Consider the following 24,462-nt stretch of genomic DNA (forward strand, 5'->3'; position numbering starts at 1 on the left):
CAGTCATCCCGCCGCCTTGCCCCGCAGCGCTTGGCGCTGCGGAATCCCAACATTTCTGCGACGCCGCTGTAACACACCGGGGCCACCCCATCGCGCGGTCGTTTGTCTCCCCGCTTGGCGCGCAGGACTTTCGACGTTGGCACGGTTGATGCGTGGATCCGCCGCACCCATCGCGGGAGATCGGCATGGACGGCACCACCCTGATTCGTGGCTTGGCTGCGTCGCTGGGATTCACCCTGCTGGCGATCGTCACGAGTGCATCCGCCTCCGGCGCACGCCAGGGCGTGAAGCCGCAGCCGGGCGAAATCGTCCTGTTGCGAGATGTCTCCGCGCGGCCGGCCTATCGCATGGCACCGCCGGGCATGGCGCTGATCGCCGATCCGAAGCCGCAGCGCGAAATCGCCGCTGCACTGGGAGCGGGTGGCCCTGCCATCGGGATGGACGAACTCAGCGACGAGGACTACGCCGGAATGGGCGCGGGCCAGGCCAGGCCCATGGCCGCACCTGGCGGCACCACGGTCGAACGGGTCACCCAGCAGGCCCTGGGCAGCACCCTGGGACGCAGCAGCGACGGCATGGTCGGCAGCAGCCTCGGCGGCGCCATGAGTGGACCGCTGGGCGCCGTCGGCAACAGTACCCGCGGCATTGCCGATACGGTGCGTGGCGCACTGGGTCAGTTCCCGCTGCAGGGCACGGCCCCGGCAGGTGGCAAATGAGGCGCCTGTGCTGGCTGCTGCTGGGGCTCGGGCTGGGTGCCACGCCCCTGCCGGCGATGGCCGACGACTACAGTGGCATGCTCGCGTACCTGGACGTGACCCGCATCGACGGCCGCGCCCTGGCCGGCTCGAGCGGGGCCATCGCCGTGAACCAGGCGGCGGGCGACCTGAACCTCCAGGCCAATCTGCGTGGCATCGCCCGGGGCGAACGCGCCGAGGTGGCGATCAGCACGCAACAACTGCAGCAAGGCAACCGGGTGCTGTCGGCACCGTTGGCTGCCTCCGCGCAGATCGGCGGTAATGCGCTGGCAGGTGCCAGCGGCATCGCTTCAATCAACCAGGCCAGCGGCATCGCCAACACGACGCTCAACGTCGTCAGCGCGACGCTGGCCCGACAGGGCATACGCGAAACCGACGACACGGCCCTGGCCGCAGAAGGTTCCGCGTTGGCAGGGGGGCGGGACGACGCCGGTCACGGCGTCGCGACGGGCACCCGCAGCGCCGGTGTCGCCAGCACCGCACTGCGGGGATTCGACGGGATCCTGCAACTCAATCAGATCGCGGGCAGCGGCAACGACACGGCCAATGTGCTGGGCCTGGTCGTGCAGGACCGTCCGTGACAACCACCCACCGATGCACCACCCGATGAGAGAGAGGGCACCATGAAAGCGACCGTCAAACGGACCATGCTCGCCATGGCGATTGCCACTGCCTCGACCGCCGCTGCGGCCAATGGCTGGGACAACCAGAACGCCAACGCGAACATCAACCACAACCACACCGTCAGCGAAACCCGCAACGACACCCACAACCATACCGACAACGACGTACGCAACCGCACCGTCAACGTCAATGTGCAGAAGCACAGCAACATCCAGGCCGACGAGCGCAAGGAAAAGAACAACCACGGCGTCGACGTGAACCTGGAGAAAGACCTGCGCCTCAGCACCGACGTCAATTTCTCCGGTGACCCGAACATCACCGGCGACATCGACCTCGACTCCGCGGCCATCGCGGTGATCGACAACCGCCAGTCGATCAGCAACAACGCCACCAGCAACAGCCTGGTCACCAACCGCGCTTCGATCGGTGACAGCGTCGGTGCCGGTGCCTCCGGCAATCTCGGCTTCAACGTGGTGTCCGGCGACAACAACGCCCAGGACAATGCCGCGTCACTGTCCGCGGCCGACGCGTCCTTCAGCTTCGGCATGGCTGACGCCGAGGTGTTCGTCAACCAGGCCGGCTTCGGCAACGTCACCCAGAACTCGGGCGTCACCAATGCCGCCAGCCTCGGTGGCAATGCCTTCGGCGGCGCATCGGGCAACATCGGCGTGAACATCGCCTCGGGGAACAACAACGAGCAGAAGAACGCGCTCGCCGCCTCGGTCGCGACCACGGCGGTGGCGCAGTCGAGCATCAGCTCCAACCAGGTCTCCACCGGCAACACGGTCAGCAACGCCGGCTTCGTGAAGTCGTACACCGATACCGTGCAGGTCGGCATGCATGGCGGCGTCAGCGGCCTGACCCTGGCCTATGGCGCGGGCACCTACCGCGGTACCGGCAACGCCTACCAGATGGCCAACTACTACCTGGATACCTGGAATGGCGAGCTGCCGCACCCGGGTGGCAACAGCACCGGCCACATCGATCTGGACAACGAAATCCAGAACGCCACGATGAACCCGAATCGTCCGGGGGTCGGTGGCCTGGGCTTCGATACGCGTGAAAGCGGCACCAGCCAGTTCGTCGAACTGGGCGTGGCCGACCTGTACGCCAGCCTCAGCGGCACGGTCAGCACCACGCGCTGGGTGAACGTCGATGCCACCAACACCTCGGCATTGTCGGGCAGTGCCTTCTCGGGCGCCTCCGGCAACATCGGCGTGAACGTGGCGTCCGGCACCGGCAACCTGCAGGCCAACAGCCTGGCCCTGGCCGTCGCCCAGCCCAGCACCGGCGGCGGTGGTGGCAGCGGCGAGTAAGCGCAACACCCCGGCCGTCCGCCAATGGCCGGGTTCCCGGGAGCCCCTGTTCCTCCTCCCCCTTGGGACAGGGGCTCCCCCCTGCTGCCGGAGAACGTGATGATCCGTTGCCGACGCTCACTGCGCCTGCTGCCCTGCCTGTTGCTGCTGGGTACGGCATCGGCGTGGGCGGGCGATGTCCGCTTCAGTGGCGTGCTGCCCAACGGGGCACTGCTGCAGCAGAAGGTGGAGAGCATGCAGGAGCGGCGCTACCGCAACGTGGTGCGCCAGCACACCGACTACAGCTGCGGCGCGGCCGCTCTGGCGACGATCCTGCGCCATGCCTATCACCTGGATACCGATGAAGCGACGGTGATCGAGGGGATGATGGGGGTCTCCGATCCGGCGCTGGTCGCCGAGCGCGGCTTCTCGCTGCTCGACATCAAGCGCTACGTGGAATCGCTGGGCATGCGCGGACGCGGCTACCGCATCGACGAGGCTCGCCTGCGCACCCTGCGCGTGCCGGGGCTGGTGCTGATGGACGTGCGCGGCTTCCGTCATTTCGTGGTGCTCAAGCAGGTTCGCGACGGTGTGGTCGAGGTCGCTGATCCCATCCTTGGCAACCGCAGCCTGGCGCTGCCCGAGTTCCTCGCTGCATGGCCATCGCGAGCGGTATTCGTGGTGATCGGCAGCGATTTCGATCGCAACACGGTTCTGCTGCAACCCAGCGAACGGCCCAGTGCCCGCGCGCTCTACGCGCGGCAGGGGCCGATCACCGATGCCGAGCTGGTCGACTTCGGCTTCAGCCATGCCGACCTGTTCTGAAGGAGGTGCGTCCATGTTCCGTCACTCCCTGCCGATCGTCCTGCTGCTGGCGATCCCTGCCCTGCCCCTGCAAGCGGCAGAGGGCGCGCCTGGCCACGGCCTCAAGGAAATTCCGGACCCCGAACTGAACCTGATGCGCGGCCGCTACACCGTCGGCGGCAATACCGTGGCGTGGTTCGGGGTAACGATGGTCTCGCAGTGGCAGGCCGGTAATGGCACGACCCTGCAGGGTGCCCTGACCCTGGGCATGGACTTCCGCGGCGGCGGCTCGCCGAAGCTGAGTTTCCAGCCCAGCGTGCACGTCACCGCCGCTGACGCGCCCTTGCCCGGAACACACGGCCGCACCATCGACAGCAGTGGCCTGGCCAACGTCAGCGGGCTGGTGCAGAGCGTGCAGGTGGCCGGCGATGGCAACAGCGCACGCAATGCCACCACGCTGACCGTACGCGATGGCGGCGTGCCCACATTGCCAGGCGGCGACGCGCGTTCGGTCAGTACGCAACAGTCCGGCGCGACCGCCACCGCTGTACTCGATGGCAACCAGTTGCGCCTGCAGTTGCAGGTGGATGGCCAGGGCCTGGTACAGCAATGGATCCGCAATGGCAGCGTCGGCCAGGGCATCGCCCTCGCCGGTGATGGCCAGATCGCCAGCAACCAGCTGCGGCTGGAACTGGTACGCGACACCGTGGGCGGCAACCTGCCCTTGAGCCAGAACGTGGCCCAGGCAATCGCGCTGAACCGCGGCATGGGGCCGGGCCAGTAGCACGGCACGGCATTGGGGGAGACGCTCCACAACGCAGGACACGAACATGCACACCCTGATGAGGATCACCCCGTTGGCGCTGGCGGCGCTGGCGGGCACCGCCCTGGCTGCAGCGCCGACGGCCGACGACGGCGCGGACGTGCAGGCACTGGCCAACCAGCTGGAGCAGCTGAAATCCAACTACGCACAGGAAGTGCGGCGCCTGCGCGAACTGGACATGCAGGTGCAGGCCATGCAGGCGCGCTTGAGTGGGCGTACGGCGGCCATCGGGCAAGGATCGGCAGCGGGCACGGGCACGGGCACGGGCACGGCAGTCGAGCATGGCTCGACTCTACAGAGTGGTGCAGCCGTTCCGCCGGGCAGCGAGGGATACGCCAGCACCGCCGCCGAGGCGCAGCAGGCCAGGCAGGAGTCGCGGCGCAGCGTGGACGACGTGAAGCAGCAGCAGTCTGCACTGTTCTCACGCCGCTTCACCATCGAGAACAGCCTCACCTACGCCCGCTACGACCGCAAGCAGCTCACGCTCAATGGCTTCCTGGCCCTGGACGCGATCTTCCTCGGCAACATCGCCATCGAGAACGTCGAATCCGATTCGCTCACCTACAACCTGGCCGCTCGCTGGGGCGTCAGCCCGAACCTGACCCTGAACCTGGACGTGCCCTACCTCGCACGGCGCACGGTGTACCAGAAAGGCGGCGCCGGCGGAGCAGCCGCCGCCATTGCACAGGAAGAGACCAACGGCAACGGCCTGGGTGATATCGGCCTGAGCGCGAACTACCGGTTGTTCGGCGAACGCGGCTGGCGCCCGGAGACCGTGCTCACCGCCGGTGTCACCGCCCCCACCGGGCGTGCGCCCTACGGCCTGGACTGGAAGGTGATCGAGCGCGATGACGACGACTACATCCGCTTCGCCGTGCCGCGCGAGCAACCCACCGGCAATGGTGTCTGGCAGGCCAACGTCGGCCTGTCGATGGTGAAGACCGCCGACCCGGCCATCCTGTTCGCCAACCTGGGCTACGTGCACTCGTTCCCGCGGGGCTTCAGTGACATCGACAGCAATCCGGACACGGTCAACCCGGGCGACGTGAAGCTGGGTGGTTCGGTGTACTTCGGCGCGGGCGTGGCATTCGCCTTCAACGAACGCACCAGCCTCAGCCTGTCCTTCAGTGACCGCATCAGTGCCCGCGCCTCCACCCGCTTCCAGGGCGGCAAGTGGATGAAGGTGATCGGCAGCGATGCCAACGCGGCGTCACTGAACCTGGGCGTGACCTATGCGTTGAACCAGCACACCACGTTGGTGACGTTGCTCGGCATCGGGCTGACCCCGGATGCACCGGACTTCACGTTGGCGTTCAAGATTCCGTACATGTTGTAGCGGCAAGCCGGCCCTTGACGACACTACAGCCGCTTATCCACCTCCCCGCCTTGCCCGGGTCTTGCCTGGTAGGCGGGGTCGCCTGCTTCTGGCGCCCCACTCAAAGGCGCGGCACGCGCGACCCCTTTGGTGCGGCCTCCCTGCACTCTTTCACGAACAGGCCGTGCGTCGTGACTCCAGTTCCTCCCGCGCCGGGCGCATCAAATCTCCTCTCAAGCGTTGCTTCCCTTGCCTTTTTGAGACGCAGAGGTGTCACCTTCTTGTCCAGATAGTTCCACAAGCCGTCCAGAGTGGTGATCGGTGATCCGAGCATGCCTGAATTGAAGCCGCTCAACACTGGGGCGTTCCAGACATGGTCGAGGACCATAGTCCAACTCGGCGCCTGCGCATCGGCCTGTATCAATTCCTGCAGGTGCTCGACAAGCCCACTCCACGCCAACGATTCGGCTTCGCTCAGATCAATGTTGGCAGCACGCTGACCAACTTCGTAAAGTAGCCTAGTCACGACGGTCCGCAAAGCACGACCTGTCATCTCGCCGCTTCTCAGCTTTGCGACCACCGGCATGATCAAACCCAGGGCAGCCACGGCCCATTTCAGTTGCTCTTCGACATTGCGATGCTCTGGCGATACACCGAAAAGGAAGCCCGGCACATGCACCGAGCGATACCAGTCGATGCCTGCTCCGTCGGTCTCGACTATGGAGGTCTCACCTCGATGGCAGTCCAGCTGCCCCAAGGCGTCGAGGTAACGCACAAATTCAGCCGCGGGTGCGAAGATCACCGGCTCCGGTGCGGCTCCCAGCGCTGCGGGAGCCGCCGGAATAGGAAGTAGCGGGGGAAGCGTCAACTGAATCGACTGCAGCTCGTCGACCCCGGAGAAACAGGTCAGAGTGCAGGAACGTTCACCAATGGGCTGCATGACAGGAGCAGCTCCGGGCCAAGCGATGGAAATGCCCGTGAATTTGTTGGCTTGCTTCAAACCATTCCGCAGCTTGTTGAACTCAGCCGTGCCGAAGGTGCCCTTCGACTCGAGTGTGGACCACTTGCCCAGATTACTGCCCAAAACAAAGTCAGGGTTCCCCGTATTTGGTGCTGGCGTCAGCCCTTGGAGGGAAACCGCCGGGTTATGCAGAATCGAGTAATGCCAGAAATGCTTGAGGACGTCCCCCATGCCGTTGAACGTGAACCATCGCTCCGCAGCTAGCCTTGCATAGAGCATTCCCAGTACGAACGCGCAGCTGGTCTTTTCTGAGGACTCAAGAAACTTTACAAACGAAGCTCTCTTAACAAAACCGGCACCTGGTACCGGCGCAACCACATCAAGCGTGGAACGCACCAGCTGAAGACGACGTGCCAAGTGCATCGCCAGCTTTTGCCAGTCCCATGGCATCGCATTGATCCTTGCCATGCCAAACGCATTCGTGCCGTATCCACAATCCTCAGCCGCAGCAACTACCAAAGCGCTGTTTGGTGGCAGAAGAGGGTCGAGCGCCACGGTGTGAAACTGGGTACTGACGAACGTACTTCCCCCTAGTGCGAAGTTGATCGCTACCCCTGGGATCGGTACTCGAAAATCAACCTCACTGACCATGAACACTCTTCCCTGAACTGTGATTGGACGCCACGATCATGCCCGGCCCCAACCCACCGCTGCAACCTGAACACGGACGCTCGCGCAGTGCCAGCCTGCGCCCCCCTTGCTCGTACTCCTGCTGCTATATTCAGCCAAGCTCGGCAGGCACGGTGCCTGCCCTCGAATCACAGGGAGTTGGACATGGGTCTGGTACAGGCGGTGAAGGGTGCGGTAGGCGGTGTGCTGGCCGACCAGTGGAAGGACTTCTACACCGTGCCGACGGGCCTGCCGTCCACGGCGGCCCTGTTCGCGGCGGTGCCGCAGGGCACCAATGCCGGCCGCGGTTCCAACACCAGCGGCTCGTCCAACATCATCACCAACGGCTCGAAGATCATCGTGCCGGAGGGCTATGGCCTGCTGCTGTTCCAGGACGGCGCGATCACCGCGTTTGTCGCCGAACCGGGCGGCTACGAGTGGCGTTCGGACGATCTCAACTCGCAGTCGATCTTCGCCGGAGACGGCCTGGTCAGCACCTTCATCAAGCAGAGCTGGGAGCGCTTCAAGTTCGGCGGCCAGCCGGGTTCGCAGCAGGCCGCGTACTTCGTCTCGCTGAAGGAGCTGCCGGACAACCGCTTCGGCACCCAGTCGGAAATCTACTGGGACGACGGCTTCCTCAATACCCAGGTCGGCGCGGTCACCCGCGGCTCCTACACGCTGAAGATCGTCGACCCGATCCTGTTCGTGAAGAACTTCGTGCCGGCCAGCTACCTGCAGCCGGGCCAGGTGTTCGATTTCACCGACCTGGACAACGCCGCCGCCAGCCAGCTGTTCAATGAAGTGGTCGGTTCGCTGGCTCCCGCCTTCAGCCTGTACACGAACGATCCGAGCAAGGGCAACCGCATCACCAAGCTGCAGCAGGACTCGCTGGGCTTCGCGCAGAGCCTGTCGGCCGCGGTCGAGCAGGGTTACCAGTGGAAGTCCGATCGCGGCCTGGCCATCGTCAAGACCGCCATCGTCTCGATCGAGTACGACGCCAATACCCGCGAACTGCTGAAGACCGTGCAGCGCGCCGATGCGCTGTCCGGTTCGCGCGGCAATTCCAACCTGCAGGCCAGCGTCGCCCAGGGCATCCAGTCAGCCGGTGAGAACGGCGGCGCGGCAGGCCTGGTCGGCGTCGGCATGGCCTCGGGCATGTTCGGTGTCGGCGGCATGCAGCAGCCGGTCACCCCGGCTGCCGACGATCCGGTCGCCAAGCTGAAGAAGGCCAAGGAAATGCTGGACCTGGGCCTGATCACCCAGGGCGACTACGACGCGCTCAAGGCCAAGGCACTGGGCCTGTAACCGGCAGGACACGCAACCAACATGTCCGATCCCCGAAACGGCCCACCGCCGCTGCCCGGATCCGCGCCCGCGACGCCACCGCCCTTGCCGGCGGCGTCGTTGGACGGGCCGGGTTCGCCGCAGGACGTACCTCCCCTGCCCGGCAGCTTCCCGCTGGACACCTCGACGCTGCCGCAGGCCATCCGCGATGAAGTGGAAGCGCCCGATCCTGTGGCCATCGATACTTCGGCCAGCGAGCTGAAGGACGGCCTCAACCGCTGCCCGAAGTGCGGCGCCACCGACATCCGGCCCAAGGCCGGTACCGACATCCTGGTCTGCCTGTACTGCCGTCACGAATGGCATGGTGCGCGGGTCGAGGAGGAGTTCGGGCTGGGCGAGGCCATCGACCAGCTGCGCGGCACCGTCATCGCCTCCGGCGCACGCGACATCGATGCCGACACCTCGGCGTTGATGACCTTCAAGTGCACGGGCTGCGGCGCCGAAGTCACAGTCAACACCGAGAGCACGATGACGGCGCGCTGCCACTGGTGCCGCCATGTGTTCGGCGTCAACGAACAGATCAGCAATGGCGCGGTGCCTGATGCGGTACTGCCCTTCCATATCAGGAAGGACGATGCGGTCGCGCGCATCCGCCAGTTCGTCGACAAGCGCCGGCTGTTCGCGCTGAAGGCGTTCAAGGAACAGTTCACCCCGGAAAACGTGGTGGGTGTGTTCCTGCCCTACATGATCGTCGACAGCAATGTCAGCGCGGCCGTGGCCGGCAAGGGCGAGATCCAGACCCGCCAGTACACGGTGGGCAGCGAAAAGAACAAGCGCACCGTGTATGACGCTGACATCTACCAGATCGAGCGCCAGGTCGACTTCACGGTCGATGATCTGCCGCTGGAATCGTCCGCAGAACGCGGCAATCTGGATATCCGCGCCAACACCAACAACATCATCAACACCATCCTGCCGTTCGATACCAAGAACGCGGTGAAGTGGAACGCCTCGTACCTGGCCGGCTTCACCTCGGAGAAGCGCAACCTGGACGTGGAGGCGCTGCGGCCACGATTGGAGGACCAGCTGCTGTCGATTGCTCGATCGCAGGTGGAGTCCTCGGTGCGCGGTTACAACCGCGGCGTGCGCTGGGAGCAGGAACAGCTGGAAGTGCATGGCACCCGCTGGGTGTCGATGTACCTGCCGGTCTGGCTCTACTCGTACCACCAGCCCGGCAAGAACGGCGGCATGCTGCACTACATCGCGGTGAACGGCCGCACCGGTGAAACCATGGGCAGCGTGCCCGTGCAGCAGTGGAAGATGCTGCTGGCGGCGCTGACGGCCGGCACGGTCATCGAAGCACTGGCAATCCTCATCCTGATGGCGACCTCATGAGCGACGATAGCGGCCTCTGGCTGTTGGCGGCAGGTCCGGCCGGCGCAACTGCGCTGTACTGGGCGCTGTACCGCTATTACCGCAACACCGACAAATCGCATTCCTTCGAACACGAAACCGAGGTGCAGGCGAAGCCGGTCACGGGCTCGAACCAGAAGGTCGGCCAGGTGCGTGGCACGGAGGCCACGCGCATCGAAGGCGACAACGTGTACCAGTACCGGATACGGGTTGCCAGGGTAAAGCCCGACCGGTAGGGCCAGGCCGTACCTGGCTGCGGCAATGCCGGCCGCTGGCCGGCATTGCCTCGTTCGCTTGACGTCACCGGGGAGCCGGCCAGCAGCCGGCACTACCCTCAGCCGGCCTGCCCCAGCCGCACCTTCAGCTGCTGGATCTCCTGCTCGCTGACCCCGATCGACTTCAGGTAGCCCTCCGCACCACCGTACTGGCTGTGCAGTGCCGCCAGGAACTGCTCCATGTTGTCCGGTGCGGTACCGGACATGCCAGCCATCTTGCGGGCGATCTGCGGGTTCTGCTTGATCAGCGCCAAGATCTGCGCGTTCATCGCACTGTCCTTCGGCTGCCCTTCCAGATAGTGCGCGGAGATCGCGTAGTTGTGCACGATCTCGGCCTTCGGCACGCCTGCCAGGTCCAGCAGCAGGCCAGCGATGATGCCGGTACGGTCCTTGCCGGCCGTGCAATGGAACAGCACGGCACCGTCCTGCTGCGCGGCGATGCGCTGGAACACCTGCTTGAACTGCGGCTGGCTGTGGCCCAGCCACTGCACATAGGCTTCGCCGAGCGAATCGGGGAAGCTGGTCATCATCTTCTGCAGGTCCATCTTCTCCGTGCCCATCAGCGAGATGCGCTGGTAGTCGAAGCGATCATCCCTGGCCAGCAGGTCCGGTGACTGCGCTTCCTCATCGGCGGTGCGCAGGTCGATGTCCAGCTTCACGCCGGCCGCGGCCAGGGCGTCGCGGTCGGCATCGGTGAGGCGGCCGAGATCGGCGGTGCGCACGAACGCATCGGCCGGAATCGGGCCATGGCGGCCCTGCAGGCCGGCGAAGGTGCGCACGTTCCAGGCTCCCTGCAGCGGGATCACCCGCTGCGCGTCGGCAGCGACCGGCTTCACGTTGGCAGCGGCCGTCGGCTTTGCGGCGGTGGCCTGCGGTGCATCGGCAGCAACGGCGGTCACGGCCAGCGGCAGGCTGAGCATCAGGGCCAGGGCAAGTTCGGTAGAGCGGTGCTTCATGGAGTTCTCCGTTCGAATCAGAAGTTGACGGCCACGTCCAGGCCGAAGGTGCGCGGGTCATTGAAGATGCCGGTCTGGCCCAGCGCCGGGCTGTTGAGCGTGTAGAACAGGTGCTGCTCATCCAGCAGATTGCGCGCCCACAGCGAGAACGACATGGTGGTGCCGGTGCTGTTGACCGGCACATCCACCAGCGCCACCCGTGCATTCACCACGAACGAGCTGTCGGTCAGCATCTGGTCGTACTCGCTGGTGTAGTAGCCATCGGACCAGTTGCCGTCCACATGGAATTTCAGCGCCGAGAAGTTGGCGAACGGGACCAGATAGTCGACCGACAGGCTGCCCGCGTTCTTCGGCGCCAACAGCGGCTGCACGGTCACCTGCACGCCCGCACCGAACGGGTCGGTCGCTGTCTGCGCATCGATCTTCGTGTAGGCGTAGTTGAGGCCGAGCGTGAGGTTGTCGACCGGCATCACGTTGAACTCCAGCTCCGCACCCCGGGACTTGCCATCGCTCAGTGCATTGGTGGTGACCATGGTGGTGCGGGTTTCGCCGCTGTTCGGGTCGAACGGCAGCGAGAAGTCCATTTGTTTGTGCGCGATGGTCGAATCGAACACCGCCAGGTTCAGGCGGGCGCGGTTGTCCCAGAACTGCGACTTGAAGCCGAGCTCGTAGGCGGTCACTTCTTCCGGACCGAACGCGGTGTAGTTGGTCGAGCGCGAATTGGCACCGCCGGCCTTGAAGCCCGTGCTGTACTTGGCGTAGACCATCGCGTGCTCGCCGAGGTCGTAGGCGATGTTGACCATCGGGTCGAAACGGCTCCAGCGGTCCTTGAAAGCGAGATTCGTCGCCGCGCCGTTGACGGTGTACAGACTGCCCTTCTTGTCGTCACGGGTGTAGCGACCGCCGGCAGTCAGGTGCAGGCGCTGCAGTGCTTCCGGCGTCCACGTGGCCTGGCCGAACACGCCCAGGCTGTCCGTCCACGCTTTGCTGGCGCGGTCGATGCGTACCCGCGAGAGATCCAGCGGGTTGGTCGCCGGATTCACGGTGTAGCTGTTGCCACCCGGCCCCCAGACCAGCATGTTCGGGGTCTGCGCATTGTCACCGGCAGTCTCGTGGTAGTAGAACGCTCCGCCGAGGAACTGCACCTGCGAGGTATTGCCGATCAGCTGGAATTCCTGGCTGTACTGGTGCTGGTAGACCTGCGCCAGGCTGTAACGACCGAACGGCGTCCCTGTACCACCGTAAGCGGAAATCGCATCGACCAGGCCCATGTCGAACTGGCCCTGGGTGAGTTCACGGTATGAACTGATCGACTTCAGCTCCAGGTTGTCATTCAGCGTCCACGACAGGTTCAACAGATGGCCGCTGGTACGCCCGATGTTGTCTTCCTGCGGTCCACCGAGGATCGCGCTGTCGCGGCGATCCAGGCTGGCACCGGCCTTCTGCAACGGGCTGAGGTACGCGCCCGGCACCAGCACCTGGGTGTGGTACGGCGTGGTGGCGTCGTAGGAGCGATCGAACGCGTACAGCAGCGAGAAGTCATCGCTCGGCTGCCACAGCGCACTCAGGCGTGCGCCGCGCTTGTCGTAGCTGTTGAAGTCGCGCTCGCCGCGCATCGGGTTGTCGGTGGTGCCGCCACGCTTGGCCTGCACGGCGTCGATCTTGAAGCTGACATCGCCCACCTTGGGCAGATCCAGGTGCAGCGCACTGTTGTAGCCGCTGAAGTTGGACACGCCGGCGCTGACGCTGCCGCCGAATTCGCCGGTGGGCGCCTTGGTCACGATGCTCACTGCGCCGCCTTCGGTATTGCGGCCGAACAGCGTGCCCTGCGGGCCCTTCAGTACTTCAATACGCTCCACGTCGTAGAGCATGTTGCCCAGGCCCTGTGCGCGGCCCATGAACACCCCGTCGACGTAGATACCGACGCCGGCGTCGCGGGCCGGCTGGTTGGCGTCGCCGGAGGCGCCGATGCCACGGATGCCGATGTTCAGCGCCGAACTGCGGGTAGCGAACGGCGTGACCCGCAGCGACGGAATGGAGCCATCGGACAGGCTGCCCAGCGAAATCGCGCTGCGGTCCTTCAGCGCTTCGGCATCGACCACCGATACTGAGATCGGGGTCTCCTGCAGGTTGGTGGCGCGTTTCTGCGCGGTCACCATCACCTGGTCGAGGGCAACGACAGTGCGCGCGGCCTCGGCGGATGCCTCGGCGTCGGCACTGGGACTGTCTTCGGCATGGGCCAGTGCCGGCAGCGCGGCGGCAATGGCGAGGGTGAGCAGCGGGCGGTGCAGCAGGGCGTGGCGCATCGGACTCATTCGCGGAAGGAGAAGGCCGGCGCAGTCTGGGAGGCGGGAATTACAAATGAATGACCGTTCATTCACACCTTTTGTGACGTACTATCGGCCTCTGGACGCCCTGACTTCACGCAATGACGCCGAAAACCGCCGTAGCCGTACCCGCTGACGCCCCTGCCGCCGCCCATGCCGAAGCCCAGCGCCGTCGCATCCTCGACGCCGCCCAGAAGTGCTTCATCACCCGCGGTTTCCATGCCGGCTCCATCGGCGATATCGCCGCCGAGGCCGAGATCAGCCAGGGGCTGATGTACCGCTATTTCGCCAACAAGCGCGCCCTGATCCTGGCCCTGATCGAACGCCAGCTGCGTCACGACCAGGCCTCCATCAGCGAGATGCCGGCGGCCTCGGATCTGGTCGATGGCCTGCTCGCTTGCTACCAGCAATGGGCACGCGGCGAGGTGCTGCCGATCCACGGCAATGCCATTGCCAGCGTGGCGCTGTATGCGGAAATCAACGCCGAGGCTCACCGCGACCCTGTGCTGGCCGAGGTGCTGCGCACCCACGACAAGCAGACCAGCGCAGCGATCCATGCCTGGCTGCGCCAGCGTGACCTCAATCTGGGCCGGCGCGTCGACGAGGAAGGCATCGCCGGACGCACCCTGCTGCTGCGGTTGCTGGTGGAAGGCCTGGCCATGCGTGCCGTGCGCGACCCCGACCTGCCGCCGGAACGGGTCCGCGCCCTGCTGGCCGATGCGATTGGTCGTGTAATGGAGTAGTGCCGGCCGCTGGCCGGCATCTCCAGTACCGCGACGTCACGAAGTTGCCGGCCAGCGGCCGGCACTACCCAGCCTATGCAGCCCACCATTGCGGCTGCTGGCGGAAGGCATCCGTGATGCATACGTCGCCTCGCCTGCCGGCCTATCGAACGCTAGTGCCGGCCGCTGGCCGGCATCCGCAATGACCCGGCTGTCACCGGGTTGCCGGCCAGCGGCCGGCACTACCCAGCCTATGCAGCCCACCATTGCGGCTGCTGGCGGAAGGCATCCGTGATGCAGACGTTGCGTCGCCTGCCAGCCAATCGACCGGCATTACCCAACAGCTTCACCGCGAAGCCGCCACACTGCAGGCTTCTACCGCAACGTGAGCCTCAGCCGTGCTGGATGGGTTGCCCGAACATTGGAAGATTCTTCCCCGACACTTCTACCAGCGCCCATCGACCGACGTTGCGCCGGAGCTGCTCAACAAACTGCTGGTGCGCGACGATGGTCGCGCGGCGCGCATCGTCGAGGTCGAGGCCTATGCCGGCAGCATCGATCCAGCCGCACACTCCTACCGTGGGCGGACGCCGCGCACGGCCAGCATGTTCGGCGAGGCCGGCCATCTGTATGTCTACTTCACCTACGGCATGCACTGGGGCAGCAACGTGGTCTGCGGCGAAATCGGCGAAGGCGTCGCCGTCCTGCTGCGCGCGGCCGAGCCATTGACGGGGCTGGAGCGAATGCGTGAACTACGCCCCGCGGCCCGGCGCGACCACGATCTGGCCAGCGGTCCCGGCAAGCTCTCGCAGGCCTTCGGGCTGGACCGCAGCTTCGATGGCGCGGATCTGGTGAGCGGTCAACAAGGGATCGTCATTGCCAGTGATGGCACCGCACCGCCACTCGACCCGGTCGTCGGGCCCCGTATCGGCATCACCCGTGCGGTGGACTTTCCCTGGCGCTGGCATGTTCGCGACCACCGTCACGTTTCGGTGCACCCCTCGCGCGGGCCTCGCAAACCTTGACCGGGATGCGTCACGTCGGCATCACCCCGTCGTGGCGATACATAACGCGGTACGCACTAGCGTAGTGCCCGACAGCCGAAGCCGCCCTCGCCACCCTGCCCTGAAAAGCGCCATGGACGAAGCCGAACGACTGCTTGAACTCGACCGCCTGCACCTGCTCGACACGCCGCCAGAGCCTGTTTTCGATGCGATCGTCGCCGCCGCCCGTGCCGCCACCGGCATGACCATGGGGCTGATCTCGGTAGTGGCCGACGAGCGGCAGTGGTTCAAGGCCAACATCGGGCTGGAAGGCGTCAGCGAGACCGCACGCGAGATTTCGTTCTGCACCCATGCCATCCAGCAGGACACGCTGTTCGAGATTCCCGACGCGCGCCAGGACCCGCGCTTCGCCAGCAATCCGCTGGTCACCGCTGGTCCACGCATCCGCCATTACGCAGGCATCTCACTCGGCTCGGCGCACGGCGCACGCATCGGAACACTGTGCCTGCTCGACCCGATGCCCGGCGTGCTGTCGCCTTCGCAACGCGAACTGATGGTGCATCTGGCCCGGGTCACCACCCAGGTACTGGAGCAGCGCAGCACGCTGATGGCGCAGGTCGGCCAGGCCAAGGCCCTGCATCGCGAATTGAAGCGCAGCGAGGACTTCCTGGAGCGCACCAACCGCGCGGCGCGGGTGGGTGGCTGGGAAATGGACCTGGTCAGCAACGAGGTCCGCTGGACCCGCGAGACCAAGCAGATCCACGGCGTGCGTAGCAACTTCGAACCAACGCTCGAAACCGCGCTGTCGTTCTATCGCGAGGACAGCCGCAGCATCATCCGCACAGCGGTGCAGCGCTGCATCGATGAAGGCATCTCCTGGGAAGTGCAGTTGCCGATGACCACCGCCGATGAACGGGCCATCTGGACCCGTGTGGTCGGCGGCCGGCAGCAGATCGATGGGCGGCCTCGGCTGGTCGGCGCCATCCAGGACATCACCGAGGAGCGCGCCGCGCTGGATGCACTGGAGGCCAGCGAAACCCGCTACCGGCGGCTGTTCCACTACAGCCTTGGCCTGATCTGCACGCACACGCTGGATGGCGTGCTGACCTCGGTGAACCCGGCAGCCGTGCAGTCGCTGGGATTCGATGAGAGCTACATGATCGGGCGCAGCCTGTGCGACCTGATGCCGCCGGAGAAGCGGGCCGCGTTCAAGGCCTATCTTGATCGCATCGCAGTCAACCACACCGATGCCGGCGTCATCGAGCTGATCGCCGCCGATGGTACCCGGCATTTCTGGGCGTATCACAACGTGCTCGACAACGAGGCCACCCCACCCTACGTGCTCGGCCATGCGCAGGACGTCACGGCGCTGCGGATGCAGGAACAGCAGTTGCGCGAGATGTCCTTCAAGGATCCACTCACCCAGAGCTACAACCGCCGCTTCCTGCCCCGCCTGGACGAACTGATCGACCAGCCCTGGGCCTGCCTGATGTTCGATCTGGATCATTTCAAGCAGATCAACGACACCCAGGGCCATGCGCGGGGTGACACGGTGCTGGTCGAGTTCGCCGCCTTCCTGCGCTCGCCGCTGGGCGCGGCGGAGAACGTGGTGCGCATGGGCGGCGACGAATTCATGGTGGTGCTGACCGCACCGGAACCGGGTCGATTGGCCGCGCTCGAGCAGTGGTATGCGCAGCAGGCGGGGCAGTCACCCACACCGTTCTCACTGGGCGCGACCCATCACAGCCCCGGCGAGTCGGTGGCCGATACCCTGCAGCGTGCCGACAGCCGCCTGTATCGCGAGCGCGCACGCGTGCGCCAGCATCCACGGCCGGCGCCCTGATACGCCCGCCGGTGTACCGGCGCCCCCGGCGTAGCGCTATGCTCGGCAGCGGCCACCGTCGGCCTTTGGGGGAACACGCATGACCCGCGGCGTCTGCCTGGCTCTGCTGCTGTTACTGCTTCCTTCCCTCACCCTGTCAGCGCCAGCGCCTGCGCCGGTCGAAGCACGGGTGCCCTTCGCACCGACGCCCTTCGTTGGCAGCGACGGCCTGCGCCATCTGGCCTACGAGCTGCACATCACCAACTACTACGGCGACACCGGGGCGCTGCAGCCGCAATCGCTGCAGGTGTTCGGCGACGACGCCGAAACCCCGCTGCTGAGCCTGGATGCCCCGGCCCTGCGCCATTGGGTACGGCCGTCGCCTCCAGAGGATGGCGCCATCTCCATTGCAGCTGGAAAGCGCCTGGTGGTGTTCCTGTGGCTGTCCCTGCCAGCCACCGGTAACGTGCCGCACATCCTTCGCCACCGCATGCTGCTGGGCACCGAGCGCGGCGGCAGTATGGAACTGGATGGCGCCCACGTTGCGGTCAACGCGGCGCCGGTGATGGTGCTCGGTCCGCCCCTGCAAGGCGGTCGATGGCTGGCCCATGAAGGGCCCGGCGCGGCGCAGTCACACCACTGGGGCAGCCTGGTGGCGGTGAATGGTGATCTGACCATTCCACAGCGCTTCGCGCTCGACCTGGTCGGCGTCGACGAACGTGGGCGCGCCGTGCGTCCAACGGCCCGGGATCTGCAGCACACCCGCCATTCGGACTGGGTGGGTTATGCCGCCCCCGTACTGGCCGTGGCCGACGGCATCGTGCGTGCGGTCCGTGATGGGCAACCCGAGCATCCGCCGCTGACCGCGCAGCCGGAACCCGTTTCACTGACAGCGGATGGCCTGTTCGGTAACTACGTTGTCCTGGAAATCTCGCCGGGTGTGTTTGCCAGCTACGCCCATCTGCGAACCGGCAGCATCAAGGTAGAGCCCGGGCAACGGGTCCAGCGCGGACAGGCGTTGGCCCAGCTCGGCCAGTCCGGCAATTCCGCCGCGCCTCATCTGCACTTCCAGCTTTCCAACAAGGCCACGTTCGAAGGCTCCGAGGGCATTCCGTACGTCTTCCAGGCCTTCGACGATTTCGGGCCTGAAAGCGAGGCGCAGCTGTTCGGCCAAGGGGAAGCCTGGAAGCACGGCATGGCCGAGCCACGTGAGAATCAGCTGCCGCTGAACGACATCGTCATTGCCTTCCCGCCACGCTGACACGTTCACTCCACCGCAAGAATGCTCCTGTAGAGCCGAAGGCAACGGCAGGAGCCGTTGCCAACGTCGCGTGCGACGGCCCGAAGGGTGCCGGTCAGGACGACCGGGATAGCCCATGCTCGGCTTGCTGCGCGCAGCGCAGGATTCATCGTGGTCTGGCCGGAGAGCAGCCGAGCGCAGGCCCGGCTCTACAAGTCCTGCAGCGGGCCTGCGCCTACTCCGCTGCCAGCGCCTGGATCGGGTCGAGCTGTGCGGCACTGCGCGCCGGGAAGTAGCCGAAGCCAAGCCCGATCGCAGACGAACATGCCAGCGCGGCGAGCACCGGCCCCGCCGTAAACAGGAACGGCACACCCAGCGACAGCAGGCTGGACAGCGCCCCCACCCCGAACGCGAACAGCACCCCCAGCACGCCACCGAACAGGCAGATCAGCACCGCCTCGATCAGGAACTGGCGCAGGATGTCGCCCTGCCGCGCGCCCACCGCCAGGCGCACGCCGATCTCGCGCACGCGCTCCTTCACCGAGACCAGCATGATGTTCATCACCCCCACCCCGCCAACCACCAACGCCACGGCGGCAATGGCGGAGACCAGCGCGGCCATGGTCTGGCTGGACTTCATCACCGCCTTGCGGATCTGGTCGGCGTTGTAGATGAAGAAGTCACGACGGCCATGCAACCGCTCCAGCTCGGCCCCCAGCGAGGCTTCGGCGGCGTTGGTGGGTACGTTGTCGCGCACGCGCACCGTGATGCTCTCCAGGCGCTCGCTGCCCAGCAGCCGCGAGGCCGCCGAGGTATACGGCACGTAGACCGTCGGGGTTGCACCGCCAGCGAACGCATTGGCCCCGACCACACCGATCACCTCCACCGGCATGCCGCCCAGCAGCACCGTGCTGCCGATCGGGCTGCCGCTGAACAGCGCTTTGGCCGCCTTCTGGTCGACCACGCCCACGGCACGGTGCGCATCCACTTCGGCGTCGGTGAAGAAGCGGCCGGCCTTCAGCCGCAGCCCACGCACGCGCGGCATGTCGGCGCCTACGCCCAGCACCTGGGTGTTGGCACGCCGGTTGCCCTGCAGCGCCGCCACCGATCCGCTCAGGTTCGGGCTCACGCTGTCCACGTAACTCAAGGCCGCAAGATGGTCCGCATCGCCCACCACCAGCGTCTCGATCTCCGCCGAGCGCGGGTCACCGAAATCGGCGCCCGGAAAGATCTCCAGCGTACTGGCGCCCAGTTCGTTGATCTGTGATTCGACCTGCGCCTGTGCACCCTTGCCCAGCGCAACCACGGTCACCACGGCCGCGACGCCGATGATGATGCCGAGCATGGTCAGCAGCGTACGCAGGCGATGGGCCAGCATCGAGCGCACGGCCATGCGCGCGGCTTCGCGAACTGCGTCCATGCGTGCGCGGCGCTCGGTGACCGGCGACGCGCCGCGTTCGGTCCCGGGAGTTTCAGCCGCAGCACGCGATCCCCGCTCGCCGCGGTCGGCCACCACCCGGCCGTCAGCGATCTCGATCACCCGCGCCGCGTTGGCGGCGATCGCTGCATCGTGCGTCACCAGGATCACCGTGTGGCCCTGTGCATGCAGGCGCTTCAGCTCGGCCATCACCTGTTGACCACTGGCGTGATCGAGCGCGCCGGTGGGTTCATCGGCCAGCACGATCGCGCCGCCGTTCATCAGCGAACGGGCAATGGACACGCGCTGCTGCTGACCACCGGACAGCTGGCTCGGCCGGTTCGCGGTGCGTTCGCCCAGCCCCAGCGTTTCCAGCAGCGTGCGTGCACGGGCAGTGCGCACGTCCGCCTCCACGCCGGCATAGACTGCCGGCAGCGCCACGTTCTCGGTCGCACTCAGGTTCTCCATCAGGTTGTAGCGCTGGAAGATGAAACCGAAATGCTCGCGGCGCAGGCGTGCCAGCGCGTCGGGCGCCATCTGCTCGGTGGCCTCGCCGTTCACCCGATAGCTGCCCTCGGTCGGCCGGTCCAGGCAGCCAAGGATGTTCATCAGCGTGGACTTGCCCGAGCCCGAGGGGCCGATGATGGCGATGAACTCGCCGGCATCGATGCGCAGCGAAACGTCCTTCAGCACCACCACCTCGCCGGCAGCGGAGCGATAGGCGCGCGATACGCCATGCAGTTCCAGCAGTGCGTCGGCCATGCTCACATCCCCAGCAGGCTGGTCGGTTCGGATTCGCCGCCGCTGGGCGCCTGCCCGACCACCACGTTCTCGCCCTCGCGCAGGCCGGACAGGATCTGCACGGCGGTGGCGGTGCGCAGGCCGGTCGTCACCGCACGCTCCTGGGGGCGGCCCTTCGTGTCCACCACGCGCACGGTTCCGCGGCTGCCGTCCTTGCCATCCGAATCGGCCAGCGCCGTCAATGGCACCTGCAGCGCGTTGGCGACCCGCGCCAGCTGCAGGGTCACCTTCACCGTCATCGAAGGCTTCAGCTTCAGGCCGGGATTGGCCACGTCGAACAGGCCGGCGTAGTACACCGCCTTCGGCGTCTGCGCAGAGCCACCCGCATTGCCGGTGGCGACGTCGGCAATCGAGGAGGGCGCCGGTTCCAGCTGCTGCAGGTGGGATTCATAGCGGCGGCCGCTCGGCCCCAGTGTCGAGAACCACAGCGGTTGTCCCGGTGCCACCAGCTCGACGTCGGCCTCGGCGATCTCGGCGCGCACGGTCATCGTATCCATCTGCGCCAGCATCACGATGGTCGGCGTGGTCTGCATCGAGTTCAACGTCTGCCCGGCCTTGGTGACGATGGCCACGATGTAGCCGTCGCTGGGCGACACAATGCGGGTATAGCCCAGGTTGATCCGTGCGGTTTCGACCTGGGTTACGGCCTGGTCGATCTGCGCCTGCAGCGCGGCCACCTCTGAGCGTGCCGCATCGCGTGCCACGCGTGCGGCTTCGAAACCTTCCTGTGACACCAGGCGCGACGCCACCAGCTGCGACTGCCGCTGGTAAGCGCGACTGGCCTGCGCATAGCGAGCCTCGCTGGCGGCATGCTGGGCACGCAGCGTATTGGTAGCCGCCTCGGCGCTGCGCAGTGCGATGCGCTGCGGCTGCGAATCGACCTCGGCGATCAGGTCACCGGCTTGTACGCGCTGGCCCAGCACCACATGCAGGCGCTTGACCTGGCCGGACACCTGCGCACCCACCGCCACCAGCTCCTTGGGATGGACCCGGCCGACCGCCTGTACGGTCTTCTCCAGATCCGCCACCCTTGCCGGCGCGGTGATCAGCGCGGCATCATTGCCGCCGGCAAACGCCCACCATCCAGCGCCGGCGGCCAATGTGGCCACCGTAGCGGCAATGATCCAGGTCCTGCGGTTGCTCATCGAAACGCCCGGCTGCGTGCAGTCGCCCAGTGCGACCGCCGAAACCGCAGTCTGGAAGCCGCGGATGGACGTTTCTTGGAGCCACTGTGGAGATTGCATGGAGGCGCGGCAGCCGTTCAGGCACCAGCCCCGCGCCTGAATGCTGCAGCCTGCGTCCACGCAATCTCGACACAATCTCGACCGAGTCTCCATCAACGGTCGCTAGCCTCGTCGGCCTCGCCGACTGCCCGCCTGCCGTGTCCCTTTCCCATCCAGACCTGCCACCCATCGATGTGCGCCGTGCCTACCTGGCGTGGTGTGCGCCTTCGCCGTGGTTGATCGCCGTCGTGTTGGCATCGACCACCAGCTGGATGCTGGCCGCGCCGGATCCGTTACCCCCGCTGCTGGCGGGCTTCGGGGCCGCCGCCCTGGTGGGGTTCCGCAGCGATGGGCCCGGTGGCACCGGCCGTTCCGGCGCTCTCGCGTCGCTGGCGCTGATTGGTCTGGCGGTCTGGGCGGCAACGCACCCGGTCGCCGACGTCACCCTGCATCTGCTGTTCGCCCTAGCCACTCTCGTGGTCGTCGCCCTGCTGGCACTGCGCCTGCGCGCCATCCTGGGCATGGCCTCGCGGCTGCAGGCCCGGGTAAACACCACCCCCATGGCATCGCGCTGGAGCAAGCTGCCGGCGGCGGTCTCCACCCTGATGCTGCAGCAGCTGCGCGGCGCAGGTGCAGTGGAACCCAGCCTGCAGCGCACGCTGGTGCTGGCCACCCTGGCCTGGGCTGCCAACGAAGAGGCGCAGGACATGCAGCGCCGACGATGACCCTGCCCCTGATCCCGCCCTTGCCCACCCTTGCCCCGAACCCGCAGCACGCGATGAAACACGATCTCCGTACCCGACAGGCACCCTTGGTGCTGATTGCCGAAGATGAGGGCGAAATCGCCGACATCCTCAGCGCTTACCTGGCCCGTTCCGGCCTGCGCAGCGCCCGCGCCGCCGACGGTGAGGCGGCACTCGCCAGCCACCGCCAACTGCGCCCGGACCTGGTGCTGCTGGATGTGCAGATGCCAAAACTGGATGGCTGGCAGGTGCTGAGCGAACTGCGACGGATCGGCAACACCCCGGTCATCATGCTCACCGCGCTCGACCAGGACGTGGACAAGCTGACCGGGCTGCGCGTGGGCGCCGACGACTACGTGGCCAAGCCATTCAATCCGGCCGAGATCGTCGCCCGCATCCAGGCCGTGCTGCGCCGGAGTTCCCGGACCGTAGTCGAAGCGCCCAACGGACTGATCCGCCAAGGGCCCTTCGAGATCGACCTGCGCAGCCACGAGGTGACCGTGCGCCATGGCGAGCAGGTGCACGAACTGAACTTCACCCTCACCGAGTTCCGGCTGCTGGTGCACATGGCGCGTGCGCCACGGCAGGTGCATGCGCGGGCCGATCTCCTGCATGCCTGCCTGCCCGAGGGCGACGCGCAGGAACGCACCGTCGACAGCCATGTCAGCAAACTGCGGCGCAAGCTGGAGGATGTCGGCGTGATCGGCATTCCCGCCACCATCCGCGGCGTCGGCTACCGCTTCCTGGACTGAATGATGAACCCCAAAGGCAAGAGCATCGGACGCCAGATCACGCTGTCCATCACGGTGGCCTCGCTGTGTTCGACAGTGCTGTCGATCAGCGGCTTCTACCTGTTCTATTACCTGATGGAGGTGTTCTACCCGCGCTGGTATGACGAGCCAGAAACGATCATGCCGTCCGGGCTGGAATGGCTGTGGATCGGATTGACCGCTACCGTGGTCGTCATCTTCGCCACACTGGTCGCCTCGCGCCTGACCCGGCGCATCATCACGCCGTTGAATTCGGTGGCCGAAAGCCTGCGCCGGGTCGCCAGTGGCGATCTGGAAGCGCGTGCACGCGGTGGTGATACCACGATGGCCGAAGCGGCCACGCTGGTCAGCGATTTCAACTCCATGGCAGAGCGGCTGAGCCGGATGTCGGAGAACCGGGTGTTCTGGAACGCCGCGATCGCGCATGAACTGCGCACGCCGATGACCATCCTGCGGGGCCGCCTGCAGGGCATCGCCGAAGGCGTGTTCGAGCCGGGCCCGGAGCAGTTCAACAGCATGCTCACCCAGCTGGAAGGCCTGACCCGCATCATCGAGGACCTGCGCGTGGTCAGCCTGGCCGAGAGTGGCCACCTGGATCTGCGCCTGCAGCGCAGCGATGTCAGTGTGCAGGTGGCCGCGGTGGTGGAAGCCATGTCCGAGGCACTGAACGAAAGCGGGTTCTCGGTAACGCTGGACGCGCGGCCGTCGCTGGCGGATTGCGATCCGGCGCGCATCCGCCAGGCGGTGCTGGCGCTGCTGGAGAACGCGCGTCGCCATGCCATTCCCTGCCCGCTGCGGGTGCGCGTCACGCTGGCGCAGGGTCATTGCACGGTGGCGGTGGAGGATGGCGGCCCCGGTGTGCCGGACGAACTGCGTGACAGCATTTTCGAAGCGTTCCAGCGCACCGATGTCTCGCGTTCGCGGCAGAGCGGTGGCTCCGGGCTGGGCCTGGCGGTGGTGCGTGCGATTGCCGTGGCCCATCACGGAACGGCGCTATGCCGGGCCACCGAACGTGGCGGCAGTTCGTTCGAGATCCGTTGGCCGGTGCATGCGCGCCGTTGAGGCGGTAGACACTGCCCTGGTAGCGGCCCACCTTGGTGGGCATTCGCATCGCTGAACGGCGCCGGTTCCTCCACGCAATCTCCATCGTCCCTCCATACCCGCTCCAAAGGGCCGCCGATACTGGGCGTGACCAGGGAGGCGGCAGGTATCCGGCCCC

21 protein-coding genes are annotated in these 24,462 nt (G+C 66.3%); 16 read left to right on the top strand and 5 right to left on the bottom strand.

Annotated elements, in window-relative coordinates; translation table 11 throughout:
• Positions 1-185 precede the first annotated feature (185 nt).
• From SriyCCGPB3_RS11440 to SriyCCGPB3_RS11465, 6 genes are all read left to right on the top strand, one after another.
• The gene (locus SriyCCGPB3_RS11440; protein WP_350259235.1) at positions 186-716 is read left to right on the top strand and encodes a hypothetical protein; all 531 of its coding nucleotides are present in this window, start codon (positions 186-188) and stop codon (positions 714-716) included.
• Positions 713-1,336 (top strand): hypothetical protein, encoded by a 624-nt coding sequence (locus SriyCCGPB3_RS11445; protein WP_350259236.1) that lies wholly within the window; start codon positions 713-715, stop codon positions 1,334-1,336. Before SriyCCGPB3_RS11440 ends, SriyCCGPB3_RS11445 begins: the two co-directional genes overlap by 4 nt.
• 42 nt (positions 1,337-1,378) lie before the next feature.
• Positions 1,379-2,695, top strand: a complete 1,317-nt coding sequence (locus tag SriyCCGPB3_RS11450; RefSeq protein WP_153855407.1) for an adhesin — start codon at positions 1,379-1,381, stop codon at positions 2,693-2,695.
• 99 nt (positions 2,696-2,794) lie between these two features.
• Complete coding sequence (locus SriyCCGPB3_RS11455) at positions 2,795-3,499, top strand: C39 family peptidase (RefSeq protein ID WP_110712431.1); 705 nt, start codon at positions 2,795-2,797, stop codon at positions 3,497-3,499.
• A gap of 13 nt (positions 3,500-3,512) precedes the next feature.
• Positions 3,513-4,262 (top strand): hypothetical protein, encoded by a 750-nt coding sequence (locus tag SriyCCGPB3_RS11460; RefSeq protein WP_110712432.1) that lies wholly within the window; start codon positions 3,513-3,515, stop codon positions 4,260-4,262.
• A gap of 46 nt (positions 4,263-4,308) precedes the next feature.
• Positions 4,309-5,637: a transporter gene (locus SriyCCGPB3_RS11465; RefSeq protein WP_350259237.1), complete on the top strand. Its 1,329-nt coding sequence runs from the start codon at positions 4,309-4,311 to the stop codon at positions 5,635-5,637.
• Between the two features lie 100 nt (positions 5,638-5,737).
• Here the strand turns inward: SriyCCGPB3_RS11465 and SriyCCGPB3_RS11470 are convergent, their stop codons facing one another.
• Complete coding sequence (locus SriyCCGPB3_RS11470; RefSeq protein WP_350259238.1) at positions 5,738-7,228, bottom strand: hypothetical protein; 1,491 nt, start codon at positions 7,226-7,228, stop codon at positions 5,738-5,740.
• 183 nt (positions 7,229-7,411) lie between these two features.
• On the opposite strand from SriyCCGPB3_RS11470, the gene SriyCCGPB3_RS11475 reads away from it, so the two are divergent.
• Genes SriyCCGPB3_RS11475 through SriyCCGPB3_RS11485 form a run of 3 tightly spaced genes read left to right on the top strand, consistent with a single transcriptional unit; the run spans position 7,412 to position 10,179 of the window.
• Entirely contained in the window at positions 7,412-8,551 is a 1,140-nt protein-coding gene (locus tag SriyCCGPB3_RS11475) for an SPFH domain-containing protein (protein ID WP_350259239.1), read from the top strand.
• Positions 8,552-8,572: 21 nt separating this feature from the next.
• Positions 8,573-9,925 carry a TFIIB-type zinc ribbon-containing protein gene (locus tag SriyCCGPB3_RS11480; protein WP_164160345.1) on the top strand — a complete coding sequence of 451 codons (1,353 nt, stop codon included), beginning with the start codon at positions 8,573-8,575 and terminating at the stop codon, positions 9,923-9,925.
• Positions 9,922-10,179, top strand: coding sequence for a hypothetical protein (locus SriyCCGPB3_RS11485; protein WP_049422212.1), 258 nt, complete (start codon positions 9,922-9,924; stop codon positions 10,177-10,179). The genes SriyCCGPB3_RS11480 and SriyCCGPB3_RS11485 overlap by 4 nt, the downstream gene beginning before the upstream one ends.
• Positions 10,180-10,277: 98 nt before the next feature.
• Here the strand turns inward: SriyCCGPB3_RS11485 and SriyCCGPB3_RS11490 are convergent, their stop codons facing one another.
• Complete coding sequence (locus SriyCCGPB3_RS11490; protein WP_350259240.1) at positions 10,278-11,174, bottom strand: tyrosine-protein phosphatase; 897 nt, start codon at positions 11,172-11,174, stop codon at positions 10,278-10,280.
• A gap of 17 nt (positions 11,175-11,191) precedes the next feature.
• Entirely contained in the window at positions 11,192-13,480 is a 2,289-nt protein-coding gene (locus tag SriyCCGPB3_RS11495; protein WP_350259241.1) for a TonB-dependent receptor, read from the bottom strand.
• Between the two features lie 122 nt (positions 13,481-13,602).
• Here SriyCCGPB3_RS11495 and SriyCCGPB3_RS11500 point away from each other — a divergent pair, with 122 nt between their 5' ends.
• The 4 genes from SriyCCGPB3_RS11500 (at position 13,603) to SriyCCGPB3_RS11515 (ending at position 18,310) form a co-directional block, all read left to right on the top strand.
• Positions 13,603-14,244 carry a TetR/AcrR family transcriptional regulator gene (locus SriyCCGPB3_RS11500; RefSeq protein ID WP_110712439.1) on the top strand — a complete coding sequence of 214 codons (642 nt, stop codon included), beginning with the start codon at positions 13,603-13,605 and terminating at the stop codon, positions 14,242-14,244.
• A gap of 377 nt (positions 14,245-14,621) precedes the next feature.
• Entirely contained in the window at positions 14,622-15,248 is a 627-nt protein-coding gene (locus tag SriyCCGPB3_RS11505) for a DNA-3-methyladenine glycosylase (RefSeq protein ID WP_350259242.1), read from the top strand.
• Between the two features lie 112 nt (positions 15,249-15,360).
• Positions 15,361-17,070 (top strand): sensor domain-containing diguanylate cyclase, encoded by a 1,710-nt coding sequence (locus SriyCCGPB3_RS11510; protein ID WP_350259243.1) that lies wholly within the window; start codon positions 15,361-15,363, stop codon positions 17,068-17,070.
• 79 nt (positions 17,071-17,149) lie between these two features.
• Positions 17,150-18,310 carry a M23 family metallopeptidase gene (locus SriyCCGPB3_RS11515; protein ID WP_350259244.1) on the top strand — a complete coding sequence of 387 codons (1,161 nt, stop codon included), beginning with the start codon at positions 17,150-17,152 and terminating at the stop codon, positions 18,308-18,310.
• 214 nt (positions 18,311-18,524) lie between these two features.
• Here the strand turns inward: SriyCCGPB3_RS11515 and SriyCCGPB3_RS11520 are convergent, their stop codons facing one another.
• The gene (locus SriyCCGPB3_RS11520; protein WP_350259245.1) at positions 18,525-20,468 is read right to left on the bottom strand and encodes a MacB family efflux pump subunit; all 1,944 of its coding nucleotides are present in this window, start codon (positions 20,466-20,468) and stop codon (positions 18,525-18,527) included.
• Between the two features lie 2 nt (positions 20,469-20,470).
• Positions 20,471-21,652, bottom strand: a complete 1,182-nt coding sequence (locus tag SriyCCGPB3_RS11525; protein ID WP_350259246.1) for an efflux RND transporter periplasmic adaptor subunit — start codon at positions 21,650-21,652, stop codon at positions 20,471-20,473.
• A gap of 236 nt (positions 21,653-21,888) precedes the next feature.
• Here SriyCCGPB3_RS11525 and SriyCCGPB3_RS11530 point away from each other — a divergent pair, with 236 nt between their 5' ends.
• The 3 genes from SriyCCGPB3_RS11530 to SriyCCGPB3_RS11540 are packed head-to-tail and all read left to right on the top strand — an operon-like array spanning position 21,889 to position 24,305.
• The gene (locus tag SriyCCGPB3_RS11530; protein WP_350259247.1) at positions 21,889-22,455 is read left to right on the top strand and encodes a hypothetical protein; all 567 of its coding nucleotides are present in this window, start codon (positions 21,889-21,891) and stop codon (positions 22,453-22,455) included.
• 53 nt (positions 22,456-22,508) lie between these two features.
• The gene (locus SriyCCGPB3_RS11535; protein ID WP_121503629.1) at positions 22,509-23,225 is read left to right on the top strand and encodes a response regulator; all 717 of its coding nucleotides are present in this window, start codon (positions 22,509-22,511) and stop codon (positions 23,223-23,225) included.
• Positions 23,226-23,228: 3 nt separating this feature from the next.
• Positions 23,229-24,305 (top strand): ATP-binding protein, encoded by a 1,077-nt coding sequence (locus tag SriyCCGPB3_RS11540; protein WP_049421674.1) that lies wholly within the window; start codon positions 23,229-23,231, stop codon positions 24,303-24,305.
• Positions 24,306-24,462: the final 157 nt, after the last annotated feature.

Origin of the sequence: Stenotrophomonas riyadhensis, from assembly GCF_040256885.1 — a bacterium.
GTDB classification, from domain to species: domain Bacteria; phylum Pseudomonadota; class Gammaproteobacteria; order Xanthomonadales; family Xanthomonadaceae; genus Stenotrophomonas; species Stenotrophomonas riyadhensis.